Source organism: Pseudonocardia sp. EV170527-09 (assembly GCF_008369905.1).
GTDB lineage: Bacteria > Actinomycetota > Actinomycetes > Mycobacteriales > Pseudonocardiaceae > Pseudonocardia.
Window position 1 is genome coordinate 28,408 of sequence record NZ_VRMC01000026.1, and the last position, 13,422, is coordinate 41,829.

The window sequence follows — 13,422 nt, forward strand, 5'->3', positions numbered from 1 at the left end:
CGGGCCCGGGCGGGGGTAGCCCGGGACCATGCCTTCGGACCTGCCCCCACACGTGATCGTGCTGTTCGGCGCCACCGGCGACCTCGCGAAGCGCAAGCTCTTCCCGGGTCTGCTCCACCTGCAGAACGAGGGGCTGCTCCCCGAGGACTTCCGGGTGATCGGGTCCGGTCGGCACTCGCCCGGCTCCGACGACGAGTTCCGCGACCGCATCCGCGGCGCCCTGCCCGACGACACCGGCTGGGACGACTTCGCGCCCCGGCTGAGCTTCGTCGTCTCCGACGCCGACGACGGCGCCGACCTCGCCGACGCCGTCCTCGCCGCCGAGAAGGAGCTGGCCGGTGGCGGCGCCGACGTCCGCCGGCTCGTCTATCTGTCCGTGCCGCCGACGGCGATGACCCCGATGGTCGCGATGCTGGGGAAGACCGGCCTCGCCGAGCGTTCCCGGCTGGTGCTGGAGAAGCCGTTCGGCACCGACCTGGAGTCCGCGAAGGAGCTCAACGCGGGCCTGAAGGACGTCTACGACGAGGCCGACATCTTCCGCATCGACCACTTCCTGGGCAAGGAGTCGGTGCAGAACATCCTCGCGCTGCGCTTCGCCAACGGCCTGTTCGAGCCGGTCTGGAACCGGCAGAACATCCGCTACGTGCAGATCGACGTCCCCGAGGAGATCGGGATCGAGGGCCGGGCGTCGTTCATGGAGTCCACCGGCACGTTCCGGGACATGATCTCCACCCACCTGTTCCAGATCCTCGGGTTCGTGGCGCTGGAGCCGCCGTACGAGATCGCTCCGGACGCGCTGCACGCGGAGAAGGCGAAGGTCTTCCACTCCGTCCGGCGGCTCGACCCGTCGCGGGTGGTGTTCGGCCAGTACGCCTCCTACCGCGACGAGGACGGGGTCGCGGACGACTCGGAGTCCGAGACGTTCGTCGCGCTGGAGGCCTACGTCGACAACTGGCGCTGGTTCGGGGTCCCGTTCTTCCTGCGCACCGGGAAGAAGATGGGCGCGACCCGGCGCACCGTCACCATCGGCTTCGACGAGCCGGCGCTGACGATGTTCCCGGGCGGCTCGTTCACCGGCGCCGCCACCGGCAGCGCCCCGACCGAGCTGGTCGTCGAGCTGGCCGACCAGGTCACCGCCGAGCTCGACGTGCGGGCGAAGGTGCCCGGCCCGGAACTGAAGGTCGGCCGCGGCCGGATGCGGCTGGACCTCGACGGCGTCGGCGACCCCGACGACGCCCTGGAGGCCTACGAGCGGCTGCTCCTGGACGTGATGAAGGGCGACCGCACCCTGTTCACCACCACCGAGGAGGTCGAGCGGCTCTGGGAGCTGTGCGACCCGGTGCTCGCCGACCCGCCCCCGACCCAGACCTACGACGACGGCTCGTGGGGCCCGCAGGACGCGCTCGAACTGCCCGGCCCTCGTGGCTGGCGGGTGCCGGAGTGAGTCCCACGCGCTCCGGCGACCAGCTGCCGATCGCCGAGCACGGGATCGTCGGGGACCTGCGCTCCGCGGCACTGGTCGGCACCGACGGCACCGTCGACTGGTTCTGTCCCGGCCGGTTCGACGCGCCCAGCGTGTTCGCCTCGCTGCTCGACGCCGGCCGCGGCGGGCACTGGCGGCTCGCGCCCTGCGTCGACGAGACCGAGCTCGCCAGCCAGCAGCAGTTCTACTACCCCGACTCCACCATCCTCATCACCCGGTTCCTCACCTCCGACGGCATCGTCGAGGTGCAGGACTTCATGTCCCTGCTGCGCCCGCACGACCCGGACCACCGCCAGCGCCTGGTCCGGCGGGTCACCGGCGTCCGCGGCTCGGTGCCGATGGCGGTCGAGGTCGTGCCCCGGCCGGACTATGCCCGCGAGACCCCGAAGGTGGAGACCGCCGGCGCCGGCATCCGGTTCACCGGCAGCGGCGTCACGCTGGACCTGACGTCGTCGGTGGAGCTGGAGATCACCGACCACGCCGCGGGAGCGGAGTTCCGCACGGCCGAGGGGCGCACCGAGGTGTTCGTGCTGGAGGTCGACGCGGCCGAGGAGCCCACCGCCTGCGACGACGCCGCGGAGGCCCTGTTCACCGGGACGGTCGCGTTCTGGAAGGACTGGCTGGCGCACTCGTCGTACACCGGGCGGTGGCGCGAGCGCGTGCACCGCTCCGCGCTCACCCTCAAGCTGCTCACCCACGAGCCGACCGGCGCGGTGATCGCGTCGCCGACGATGGGGCTGCCCGAGCAGCTCGGCGGCGAGCGGAACTGGGACTACCGCTACGTCTGGATGCGCGACGCCGCCTTCACCCTCTACGCGTTGCTGCGGCTCGGGTTCACCGAGGAGGCCGGCGCGTTCATCGCGTGGCTGTCCGGACGCTTCGGGAGCACCCGCGACGGCGACCAGGGCCCGCTCCGCGTCATGTACACGATCGACGGCGACGAGACCCCCGACGAGGTGGAGCTCGACCACCTCGAGGGCTACCGCGGCTCGCGCCCGGTGCTCGCCGGCAACGGCGCCTCGGCGCAGCTGCAGCTCGACATCTACGGCGAGATCATCGACTCGGTCTACCTGTACGACAAGTACGGCGACGGCGTCGGCCACGAGGACTGGACGAACCTCTGCACGATCCTCGACTGGCTGCGCGAGCACTGGGACTCGCCCGACGAGGGCATCTGGGAGACCCGTGCCGGCCGCCAGGACCACGTGTTCTCCCGGCTCATGTGCTGGGTCGCGGTCGAGCGGATGATCCGGATGGCGCGCCGGCGCGGCCTGCCCGGCGACGTCGGGGCCTGGACCGCCACCCGCGACGAGATCTACCACCAGATCATGGACCGTGGCTGGGACCCCGACGTGCCGCCGCGCGGGTCGTTCGTGCAGCGCTACGGCGCCCGCACGCTGGACGCGGCGGTGCTGCTCATGCCGATGGTGAAGTTCTGCGCGCCCACCGAACCGCGGTTCCTCGCGACCCTGGACGCGATCAACGATGACCTCGTGGTCGACACCCTGGTGTTCCGCTACGACGTCGAGGACTCGCCCGACGGCCTCGACGGCGAGGAGGGCACGTCCTCGATGTGCTCGTTCTGGAACGTCGAGGCGATGACCAGGGCGGGGCGCCTCGAGCAGGCCCGGATCGCGCTGGAGAAGATGTTCTCCTACGGCAACCACCTGGGTCTCTACGCCGAGGAGATCGGCCTGACCGGGGAGCAGCTGGGCAACTTCCCGCAGGCGTTCACCCACCTGTCGCTGATCAGCTCCGCGATCAACCTGGACCGGGCGCTGGGCTGAACCTCAGCGGGTGGTCGCGCAGGCCTCGAGCAGCTTGGCGCCGTGCTCGATGGCCCGCTCCCGGTCCACCGGACTGTCCGGGTCGACGCAGGCCAGGACGATCTCGGCGAGCCCGCCGATGACGAAGTGCCCGGCCAGGCGCAGGTCGTCCGGCTCGACGCCGTCGCCGACCGGCTGGGAGGCGACGATCTCGGCGAACCCGCGGTTGGCGCTGCGGCGCCGCGCCACCAGCGGCGCGCAGCCGACCGCGTCGGCGAGGACGACGGCGCGGCGCGGGTCCCGGACGACGTCGTCGAGCATCACCGTCGTCATGACCCGGAACCGGTCGATGGGGGAGCTGCCGGCGGCGGCCGCCTCGGCGAAGGACTGCAGCATGTTCGCCGAGCGTTCGTCGACGATGTGGTCGAACACCGCGCAGACGAGCTCGGCGCCCGAGGTGAACTCGGCCGCGCAGGAGGCCGGGACCCCCGATCGGCGCACGGCCTCCCGCGGGTCGACGGCCGTCCAGCCGCCGTCCGCCCACTGCTGCAGGGCCGCGTCGAGGAGTGCCTCGCGCTCCTGTTCACACCGGTCCATGGGCGCCACTATGGCACCGCCCGGCCCCCCGACCTCCGGATACGGGGTCTATCCCCATCTTTGGTGATGTGCCGCCGCAGAACGTGGTGGCGTCGATGAATACGCTGGAGGGCATGAGCAAAGCCGTGCTGACCGCCGTGGCGTGGCCCTACGCCAACGGCCCCCGGCACATCGGCCACGTGTCCGGCTTCGGTGTGCCCTCCGACGTGTTCGCCCGGTACCGGCGGATGGCGGGGGACCGGGTGCTGATGGTGTCCGGCACCGACGAGCACGGCACCCCGATCCAGGTCCAGGCCGACGCCGAGGGGCTGACCCCGCGCCAGCTCGCCGACAAGTACAACGACGTGATCACCGACGACCTGCAGGGTCTCGGGCTGAGCTACGACCTGTTCACCCGGACCACGACGTCGAACCACTACCGCGTCGTGCAGGACATGTTCACCGCGCTGTACAAGAACGGCTACGTCGTCCCGAAGACCCAGCTGGGCGCGATCAGCCCGTCCACCGGCCGCACCCTGCCCGACCGCTACATCGAGGGCACCTGCCCCATCTGCGGCTACGACGGCGCCCGTGGCGACCAGTGCGACAACTGCGGCAACCAGCTCGACCCGGCCGACCTCAAGAACCCGCGCTCGCGGATCAACGGGGAGACGCCGAAGTTCGTCGAGACCGAGCACTTCTTCCTCGATCTGCCCGCCTTCTCCGAGGCGCTCGGGAGCTGGCTGTCGACCCGCACCGACTGGCGTCCCAACGTGCTCCGGTTCTCCGCCAACCTCGTGGAGAACCTCAAGCCGCGCGCCATCACCCGCGACCTGGAGTGGGGCGTGCCCGTGCCGCTCGACGTCTGGTCGGACAACCCGCTCAAGAAGATCTACGTCTGGTTCGACGCCGTCATCGGCTACCTGTCCACCTCGGTGGAGTGGGCCCGCCGCGGCCCGGACCCGGACGCATGGAAGCAGTGGTGGACCGACCCGGCCGCCGAGGCCTTCTACTTCATGGGCAAGGACAACATCACCTTCCACTCGGTGATGTGGCCGGCGATCCTGCTCGGGCAGAACGGCGCGGGTGACCGCGGCGGCGAGCCCGGCCCGTACGGGACGCTGGACCTGCCCAGCGAGGTCGTGTCCTCGGAGTACCTGACGATGAGCGGGTCGAAGTTCTCGACCAGCCGCGGCACCGTCATCTACGTCGGGGACTTCCTGCGCGAGTTCGGACCGGACGCGCTGCGCTACCACATCGCCGTCGCCGGGCCGGAGAACCAGGACGTCGACTTCACCTGGGACGAGTTCGTCCGCCGGGTCAACTTCGAGCTGGCCAACGAGTGGGGCAACCTGGTCAACCGGTCCATCTCGATGGCCCACAAGAACGTGGGGGCGATCCCGACCCCGACGGCGCCGCAGCAGGCCGACGCCGACCTGCTCGCGTACTCGAAGGCGGGGTTCGACACCGTCGGCGGGCTGCTCGCCCGGAACCGGTTCAAGCAGGCCGCGGGCGAGGCGATGCGGGTGGTCACCGCCGCGAACCGGTACCTGTCGGACCAGGAGCCGTGGAAGCGCAAGGACGACCCGGAGCGCCGGGACACGATCCTGCACACCGCGCTGCAGGTCGTGCAGGACGCGAACACCCTGCTCACGCCGTTCCTGCCGCACGCCGCGCAGAAGGTGCACGAGGCGCTCGGCGGCACCGGGGTGTGGGCCGCGCAGCCGGAGAAGACGACCGTCGACGACCTCGGCGACGGTCCCGCCTACCCGGTCCTCACCGGCGACTACGCCGCCGAGCAGGCCCACTGGGGCTCCACTCCGATCGAGGTGGGGCGCCCGCTGGCCAAGCCGTCGCCGATCATCGCCAAGCTCGCGCCCGAGCTGGGGGAGACCGGGCCGGAGTGGGCCCCGGTCCAGAAGTGAGCTCCGCGACGGGCGGGGGCGCCGACCGCCCCCCGGCAGGCAGGCGTCCCCGCCCCGAGCCGCCCGAGCCGCTCGCCGCCTCCACGATCGACAGCCACACCCACCTCGACGCGTGCGGCTGCGAGACCGACGCCGACGTCGTCGCCGCGATGGACCGGGCGGCGGCGGTCGGCGTCGTCGGCGCGGTCACCGTCGCCGACGACCTCGACGGCGCCCGGTCCGCGGTCCGGGCCGCGCACGCCGACGACCGGGTGTGGGCGGCCGTCGCGCTGCACCCCACCCGGACGGCGCGGGTCACCGCCGCCGACCTCGCCGAGATCGAGCGGCTGGCCGCCGACGAGCGTGTCGTGTCGATCGGCGAGACCGGCCTGGACTACTACTGGGACCACAGCCCGCCCGCCGCGCAGCAGGACGCGTTCCGCTGGCACATCGGGCTGGCCAAGCGCACCGGCAAGCCGCTGATGATCCACGACCGGGACGCCCACGAGGACGTCCTGCGGATCCTCCGTGAGGAGGGCGCCCCGGAGACGGTGGTCTTCCACTGCTTCTCCGGCGACGCCGCGATGGCACGGGAGTGCGCCGACGCCGGGTACGTCCTGTCCTTCGCCGGCCCGGTCACCTTCACGCGCAACGACGAGCTGCGCACCGCGGCGGCCCTCGTCCCTGCCGGGCAGTACCTCGTGGAGACCGACGCGCCGTTCCTCACCCCGCACCCGCACCGCGGCCGGGCCAACGAGCCCTACGTGCTGCCGTGGACCGTGCGCGGGGTCGCCGCGACCCGCGGGGAGCCCGAGGCCCTGGTCGCCGAGACGGCCCGCCGCAACGCCGAACGGATCTTCCGGCTGCGCACGACCGATTGACGCCGTCCGCCGTGATGAGCGGCGGGGTTGTCGTCACTCACCGTCGATCCCCGGCCGCTCGTCGCCACGCGCGCGTCGGACACGCTGCTCCGGGTCACGGTCCGCTAACGTCCGTCGTCGTACCCGCCGGGACGGGGTCGCTCCCCCGACCCGCGGGACGACGACCGGTCCGCTCCCCAGCGACGGTTCCGCTCCCCGGCACCGCGCCGGTCGTCGTTCCCGCAGGTCATGACTCCGTCCCGGACAGCCGAGCCCCCGGGAAGTCATGTCTTCGCGTCACGCCGCACCGCTCGCCGACGACGAGCTCACGCGACCGCTCCCCGCCGTCGCGCCCGCCGGTCTCGCCGGCGACGAGGCCGGGTTCGTCACCTACGAGGGCCGTCACCGCACGGCCGCCGCCCGCTCCCGGGCCGGGGTCCGGACCGCCGCCGCGGCCGCGCTGTTCTCGGTCCCGACCGGTGGCCTCGCGGCCGCGGTGCTCTCCGCCCCCGCCGAGCAGCCCGCCCAGGAGCTCCATGCGGGGCTCGCCGCGAACGCCACCGATCTCGGCACGGCGTCGATGAACCTCGACCGGGCGTCCTCCCCGGCGTCGTTCGCCCCGGTCGCCGCCCCGACCACCGGCTCGGACATCGTGAACGCCCAGATCGTCGAGTCGCAGAAGCTCCCGGTGCCGGAGCAGGAGGTGCAGGACCCGTCGCTCGACGAGGGCACCCGCACCGTCGTCGACCCGGGCCGCGAAGGCGCCCGCAGCATCATCTGGCGGGTCACCTACGACCAGGGCCGCGAGGTCGCCCGCGAGCGCATCGGCGCCGGTCAGGACACCCCGGCCCTGCCGCGCGTGGTGAAGGTCGGCACCAAGAAGAAGGTCGAGGAGATCGTCGAGAAGGCCGGCGCGAAGGCGAAGTCCTCGGCGCCCGCCGTCTCCAACGGCGCGACCTGGGACAAGCTGGCCAAGTGCGAGTCCGGCGGGAACTGGAGCATCAACTCCGGCAACGGCTACCAGGGCGGGCTGCAGTTCAACAAGCAGACCTGGCAGGCCTACGGCGGCGGGCAGTACGCCCCGACCGCGGACAAGGCCTCCCGCGAGGAGCAGATCGCGGTCGCCGAGAAGGTCAAGGACGACCGCGGCGGGTACAGCGCCTGGCCGTCCTGCTCGTCCAAACTCGGCCTGAGCTGATCCCGCACGCACCCCGCCCGGGGTGCCCCGCGAGAATGGTTCCGTGAGCGACCAGGGGACCGACGGCGGCCGGAGCCGGAGCATCGACGCCGACGGCGGCCGGAGCCGGAGCACCACCACCGCACGCCTGCTGGGCCCGGCCGACGTCCGGGTGCTGGCCGAGCGGCTCGGTCTGCGTCCCACCAAGAAGCTCGGGCAGAACTTCGTCCACGACGCCAACACGGTCCGCCGGATCGTGAAGTCGGCCGGCGTCGACGGTGACGACGTCGTCCTCGAGGTCGGCCCCGGGCTGGGCTCGCTCACCCTGGCACTGCTGCCTGTCGCGGCCCGGGTGCACGTCGTCGAGATCGACCCGGTGCTGGCGGGGCTGCTGCCCGAGACCGTCGCCGAGCGTGCCCCCGGGCTGGCCGGTCGCCTCACCGTGACCGGGGCCGACGCCATGCGGGTCGGCGCGGACCGGCTGGCGGCCGACGCCGGTCCTGGCGCGTCGCCGCCCACCGCGATCGTCGCGAACCTGCCCTACAACGTCGCGGTACCGGTGATCCTGCACCTGCTCGCCGAGCTGCCGTCGCTGCGGACCGGGCTGGTCATGGTGCAGGCCGAGGTCGCCGACCGGCTCGCCGCGGGACCCGGCTCGCGCGAGTACGGCGCCCCCAGCGCCAAGCTCGCCTGGTACGCCGCGGCCCGCCGCGCCGGACCGGTGCCGCGCGCGGTGTTCTGGCCGGTCCCCGGCGTCGACTCCGGACTGCTGGCCTTCACCCGGCACGACCCGCCCGCCGACGCCGACCGGGCGGCGACCTTCGCGGTCGTCGACGCGGCGTTCGCCCAGCGTCGCAAGGTGCTGCGCGGGGCCCTGTCGGGCTGGGCGGGTTCGGCCGCGGCGGCCGAGCAGGCCCTGCGCGCCGCCGGCGTCGACCCCACCGCGCGCGCCGAGACCCTCGCGGTGTCCGACTTCGCCCGGATCGCCCGGAACCGCCCGGCAGGGGACCCTCCCGCCTGAACCGACCGGCCCCGGGGCAGCGCATGATGGCGTGGTGACACGGTCGAGGGAACAGGTCGTCAGCGCCGACGGGACGAGCCCGTGGCCCGCGTTGTGGGCCCTGGTGATCGGGTTCTTCATGATCCTGGTCGACGCCACGATCGTCACCGTCGCGACGCCCGCGCTGCTGACGTCGCTGGACGCCGACGTCAACTCCGTGGTCTGGGTGACCAGCGCCTACCTGCTCGCCTACGTCGTCCCGCTGCTGGTCACCGGCCGGCTGGGGGACCGGTTCGGGCCCAAGCGCGTCTATCTCTGCGGGCTCGCGGTGTTCACCCTGGCCTCGCTGTGGTGCGGGCTCACGTCGACCGTCGGCGCCCTGATCGTCGCGCGGATCGCCCAGGGTCTCGGCGCCGCGATGATGACGCCGCAGACCATGGCCGTCATCACCCGGACCTTCCCGGCGGCCCAGCGCGGACGCGCGATGAGCCTGTGGGGCGCCGTCGCCGGCGTCGCGACCCTCACCGGGCCGATCGTCGGCGGGCTCCTCGTCGGCGGCCTCGGCTGGGAGTGGATCTTCTTCGTGAACGTGCCGGTCGGGGTGATCGCCTTCGTCGCGGCCTGGCGGCTGGTCCCCTCGCTCGAGACCTCGCGCCGCCGGTTCGACGTGGTCGGCGTGGTGCTGTCCGCCCTGGGCATGTTCCTGCTGGTCTTCGGCATCCAGGAGGGGCAGAAGTTCGGTTGGAGCGTCGGCATCTGGGCGCTGATCGGCAGCGGTGTCGTCGTGCTGGTGGCGTTCGTGTGGTGGCAGCGGGTCACCACCAGCGAGCCGCTGGTCACGCTGCGCCTGTTCCGGGACCGGAACTTCTCGCTGGCCAACATCGCGATCTGCACCGTCGGCTTCGCGATCACCGCGCAGGGCTTCCCACTGATGATCTACGCGCAGAGCGTGCGCGGCTTCACCCCCACCGAGGCGGCACTGCTGCTCGCGCCACTGGCGATCTTCTCCGGCGCACTCGCCCCGTACACCGGGCGATTGACCGACCGCGTCCACCCGCGGCTGATCGGCGGCTTCGGGATGGCGACGTTCGTCATCGCCCTGGTCTGGCTGGCGGGGGTGATGGGCCCGGACACCCCGGTCTGGCAGCTGCTGCTGCCGCTCACCCTGCTCGGGATCTCCAACTCCTGCGTCTGGGCACCGATCTCCACCAGCGCCACCCGCAACCTGCCGATGGACCAGGCCGGATCCGGGTCGGGCGTCTACAACACGACCCGTCAGGTCGGCGCGGTGCTCGGCAGCGCGGGCATCGCGGTGCTCATGGAGTCGCGGATCGCCGCGCTCGTCCCGGGCGCGTCGACGACCGGCGGTTCCCCGGAGGTCGCCGCGGCCGGCGGCCCGCTGCCCGAGGCGCTGCGCGATCCCTTCGCGACGGCGATGGCCCAGTCGATGCTGCTGCCCGCGGCGGTGCTGGTCATCGGTGTCGTGGCCGTCGCCTGCTTCGCGACGCCGCGCCACCTGTCCGAGCGCCGCGCCGCCGCCGCGGAGCGTGCCGTCTCCGAGGACTCCCTCACCCGGTAGGCGGCAGGCAGCACTGTCGTGCCGTTCGCCGGGAACGGGCGTCGGCATGGGCCGGGTCGCGGCGCGGGCCGGGCGCCGGTCCTACCGGGTGCCGGTTCTCCGAGTTCGCTTACCGGGTAAGCGAACTCGCCTGAGGAGGGTGCTCGTGGCGGGCCGGCTCGCCCCTGCCGCCGGGTCGGGGCGCGTCGCCCGGAACCGGTGAGCCCGGCCACCCCGAGCGCCGGGCGGCGGCGGTGCGTCCCGTGCTGCCCGTAGGGTTGAGCAGTGCTGTCCGCCGTGCCGCGACCGGTCACCGTCCGGGTTCCCGCGAAGATCAATCTGCACCTCGCCGTGGGCGGGGTGCGGCCGGACGGCTTCCACGACCTGGTGACGGTCTTCCACGCCGTCAGCCTGTTCGACGAGATCTCGGTCGAGCCGGCGCAGGAGCCCGCGTTGGAGGTGCACGGCGACGGCGTGGCCGAGGTGCCGCTGGACGCCACCAACCTGGCCTGGCGGGCGGTCGAGCTGCTCGCGGAGCGGGCCGGGCGCGCCCCGGACGTGCGGGTGACCCTGCGCAAGGGCATCCCGGTCGCGGGCGGGATGGCGGGCGGCTCCGCCGACGCGGCGGGCACGCTCGTCGCGCTGTCGTCGCTGTGGCGGCTGGAGCTGGGCCGCGACGATCTGTCCGAGCTGGCCGCGGAGCTCGGATCGGACGTCACGTTCGGTCTGCACGGCGGCACCGCGCTCGGCACCGGCCGTGGCGAGAAGATCATCCCGGTGCTCGCCCGGCACCGGCTGCACTGGGTGATCGCGCTGGCCCGTGGTGGGCTGTCCACCCCGGCGGTGTTCTCCGAGCTGGACCGGCTGCGCGGCGACGGCCCGATCACCGAGCGGCCGGTCGAGCCCGTCCTGGAGGCACTGTCCTCGGGTGACCCACGCCGGCTCGCGCTGAACCTGGGCAACGACCTGCAGGTCGCCGCCGTCTCGATGGCCCCGGACCTGCGCCGCACCCTGCGTGCCGGGGTCAACGCCGGAGCGCTCGCCGGTCTGGTGTCCGGCTCCGGGCCGACGTGCGCGTTCCTGTGCGCCGACGCCGACTCCGCGGTGGAGGTGGCGACCGAGCTCGCCGGCATGGGGGTGTGCCGCACGGTGCGGGTCGCCCACGGCCCGGCCGGCGGCGCCCGCATCGTCGACACCTCGGAGACGGGCGGCGACCACCCCCCCGACCGCGGCGGCCCCTCGAGCTCCGGCTCATGGCCCCCGGTCCGTGCCTGACCTTCCCGACGGTGGAGACGTAGTTGCCCGAGAACCTGCTCAACCTGGAGAACGTCACCGCGCACGTGCCCGGTGACGCCTCCCGCGTCCTGCTCGACGGCGTCTCGCTCGGCGTCGAGCGCGGCGACCGGATCGGTGTCGTCGGCCTCAACGGCGGCGGGAAGTCGACCCTGCTCGACGTGATCACCGGCGACCGCCCGGTCGAGGGCGGCCGGGTCAGCCGCCTCGGCGGCCTGCGGATGGCGCACCTGGTGCAGCACGACCGCTTCCCCGCCGGGTCGACGGTGCGCGACATCGTCCTCGCCGAGTACGGCGCCGACCACGAGTGGGCCGCCGACGCCCGGGTCCGCGACGTCCTCGACGGGCTCGCCATCTCCGACATCGAGCGGCCCACCGACGGCCTGTCCGGTGGCGAGAAGCGCCGGGTCGCGCTCGCCGCGGCGCTGATCGGGGAGCTCGACCTCGTCGTCCTCGACGAGCCGACCAACCACCTCGACGTCGAGGGCATCGGCTGGCTCGCGACGCACCTGACGTCGCGGCGGATCGCACTCGTCGTCGTCACCCACGACCGCTGGTTCCTCGACACCGTCTGCACCCGCACCTGGGAGGTCGCGAACGGCCGGGTCGAGTCCTACACCGGTGGCTACGCCGACTGGGTCTACGCCCGGGCCGAGCGCGGCAGGCAGGCCGACGCCGCCGAGCAGCGCCGCCGCAACCTGGCCCGCAAGGAGCTGGCCTGGCTGCGTCGCGGCCCGCCCGCCCGGACGTCGAAGCCCCGGTACCGGATCGAGGCCGCCGAGGCCCTGATCGCCGACGTGCCCGCGCCGCGCGACACCGTCGAGCTGATGGCGTTCGCGACCAACCGGCTCGGCCGCACCGTGCTGGAGCTGGAGGACGCGACCGTCTCCGTCGCCGGGCGCACCCTGCTCGACGGCGTGACCTGGCGGCTCGGCCCGGGCGACCGGGTCGGCATCGTCGGGATCAACGGCTCCGGCAAGACGACGCTGCTGCGCGCCCTGTCCGGGGAGCGCGCGCTCGACTCGGGCAGGCGCATCCAGGGCAGCACCGTGAAGATGGCGCAGCTGTCCCAGGAGCTCGTCGACCTGCCCGCCGAGATGCGCGTGCTGGAGGCCACCGAGGCCGTCGCCAAGTACGTGCGGTTCGGCAAGCAGGAGATGACCGCGTCGCAGGTGCTGGAGCGGCTCGGCTTCCCCGCGGCCCGCCAGTGGACCCCGGTCGGACGCCTGTCCGGTGGCGAGCGACGGCGGCTGCAGCTGACCCGGCTGCTGATGGACGAGCCCAACGTCCTGCTGCTCGACGAGCCCACCAACGACCTCGACGTCGACACCCTCGCCGGGCTGGAGGACCTCCTCGACGGCTGGCCGGGCACGCTGGTGGTCGTCAGCCACGACCGGTACCTCACCGAGCGCGTCTGCGACCAGGTCGTCGCCCTGTTCGGCGACGGGCGGCTCACCCACCTGCCCGGCGGGATCGGTGAGTACCTGACCCGCCGCGCCGCCATGGGCCGTGGGCCGGGGGCCGCACCGACCGCACCGGTCACTGCGGGAGCGCCCGTCGCGCAGGCGGCCGGGCCGAAGGCGAGCGCCGCGGAGCAGCGGGCCGCCCGCAAGGACGCCCAGCGCCTGGAGCGGCGGATGGGGCAGCTCACCGCGCAGGAGGAGAAGCTGCACGCCAAGCTGGCCGAGGCCGCGACCGAGCCCGGCCGGCTGATGGAGCTGGACCGGGAGCTGAAGGCCGTCGTCGCCGAGCGCGAGAGCGTCGAGCTGGAGTGGCTCGAGGCCGCCGAGCGCGCCGAGGGGTGA

10 protein-coding genes are annotated in these 13,422 nt (G+C 73.3%); 9 read left to right on the top strand and 1 reads right to left on the bottom strand.

The window, feature by feature from the left end; genetic code table 11:
• The first annotated feature begins 28 nt into the window (after window positions 1-28).
• Together zwf and FVA95_RS10580 are read left to right on the top strand one after the other, a co-directional pair.
• Window positions 29-1,444 (top strand): glucose-6-phosphate dehydrogenase, encoded by a 1,416-nt coding sequence (zwf, locus tag FVA95_RS10575; protein ID WP_149664051.1) that lies wholly within the window; start codon window positions 29-31, stop codon window positions 1,442-1,444.
• Window positions 1,441-3,270: a glycoside hydrolase family 15 protein gene (locus tag FVA95_RS10580; protein ID WP_149664052.1), complete on the top strand. Its 1,830-nt coding sequence runs from the start codon at window positions 1,441-1,443 to the stop codon at window positions 3,268-3,270. Before zwf ends, FVA95_RS10580 begins: the two co-directional genes overlap by 4 nt.
• A 3-nt stretch (window positions 3,271-3,273) precedes the next feature.
• Here FVA95_RS10580 and FVA95_RS10585 read toward each other — a convergent pair whose 3' ends face one another.
• A complete protein-coding gene (locus tag FVA95_RS10585) occupies window positions 3,274-3,846 on the bottom strand; it encodes a TetR/AcrR family transcriptional regulator (protein WP_149664053.1) in 573 nt (190 codons plus the stop codon).
• Between the two features lie 113 nt (window positions 3,847-3,959).
• Between FVA95_RS10585 and metG the strand changes: the two genes are divergently transcribed.
• The 7 genes from metG to FVA95_RS10620 all read left to right on the top strand — a co-directional run bounded on the left by metG (window position 3,960) and on the right by FVA95_RS10620 (window position 13,422).
• Window positions 3,960-5,750: a methionine--tRNA ligase gene (gene metG / locus FVA95_RS10590; protein ID WP_149664054.1), complete on the top strand. Its 1,791-nt coding sequence runs from the start codon at window positions 3,960-3,962 to the stop codon at window positions 5,748-5,750.
• Window positions 5,747-6,610 carry a TatD family hydrolase gene (locus FVA95_RS10595; protein WP_149664055.1) on the top strand — a complete coding sequence of 288 codons (864 nt, stop codon included), beginning with the start codon at window positions 5,747-5,749 and terminating at the stop codon, window positions 6,608-6,610. Before metG ends, FVA95_RS10595 begins: the two co-directional genes overlap by 4 nt.
• Window positions 6,611-6,875: 265 nt before the next feature.
• A complete protein-coding gene (locus tag FVA95_RS33685; protein WP_149664056.1) occupies window positions 6,876-7,787 on the top strand; it encodes a resuscitation-promoting factor in 912 nt (303 codons plus the stop codon).
• Between the two features lie 127 nt (window positions 7,788-7,914).
• Window positions 7,915-8,787 (top strand): 16S rRNA (adenine(1518)-N(6)/adenine(1519)-N(6))-dimethyltransferase RsmA, encoded by an 873-nt coding sequence (gene rsmA / locus FVA95_RS10605; RefSeq protein WP_217695651.1) that lies wholly within the window; start codon window positions 7,915-7,917, stop codon window positions 8,785-8,787.
• Between the two features lie 34 nt (window positions 8,788-8,821).
• Complete coding sequence (locus tag FVA95_RS10610) at window positions 8,822-10,345, top strand: DHA2 family efflux MFS transporter permease subunit (protein WP_149664057.1); 1,524 nt, start codon at window positions 8,822-8,824, stop codon at window positions 10,343-10,345.
• Between the two features lie 264 nt (window positions 10,346-10,609).
• Window positions 10,610-11,599, top strand: coding sequence for a 4-(cytidine 5'-diphospho)-2-C-methyl-D-erythritol kinase (locus FVA95_RS10615; protein WP_149664058.1), 990 nt, complete (start codon window positions 10,610-10,612; stop codon window positions 11,597-11,599).
• A gap of 23 nt (window positions 11,600-11,622) precedes the next feature.
• Window positions 11,623-13,422, top strand: a complete 1,800-nt coding sequence (locus FVA95_RS10620) for an ABC-F family ATP-binding cassette domain-containing protein (RefSeq protein ID WP_149664059.1) — start codon at window positions 11,623-11,625, stop codon at window positions 13,420-13,422.

Excerpts from the sequence above, each read along its gene's own strand:
- FVA95_RS33685 (WP_149664056.1), top strand. The coding sequence starts at position 6,876 with ATGTCTTCGCGTCACGCCGCACCGCTCGCCGACGACGAGCTCACGCGA.
- zwf (WP_149664051.1), top strand. The coding sequence starts at position 29 with ATGCCTTCGGACCTGCCCCCACACGTGATCGTGCTGTTCGGCGCCACC.
- metG (WP_149664054.1), top strand. The coding sequence starts at position 3,960 with ATGAGCAAAGCCGTGCTGACCGCCGTGGCGTGGCCCTACGCCAACGGC.
- FVA95_RS10585 (WP_149664053.1), bottom strand. The coding sequence starts at position 3,846 with ATGGACCGGTGTGAACAGGAGCGCGAGGCACTCCTCGACGCGGCCCTG.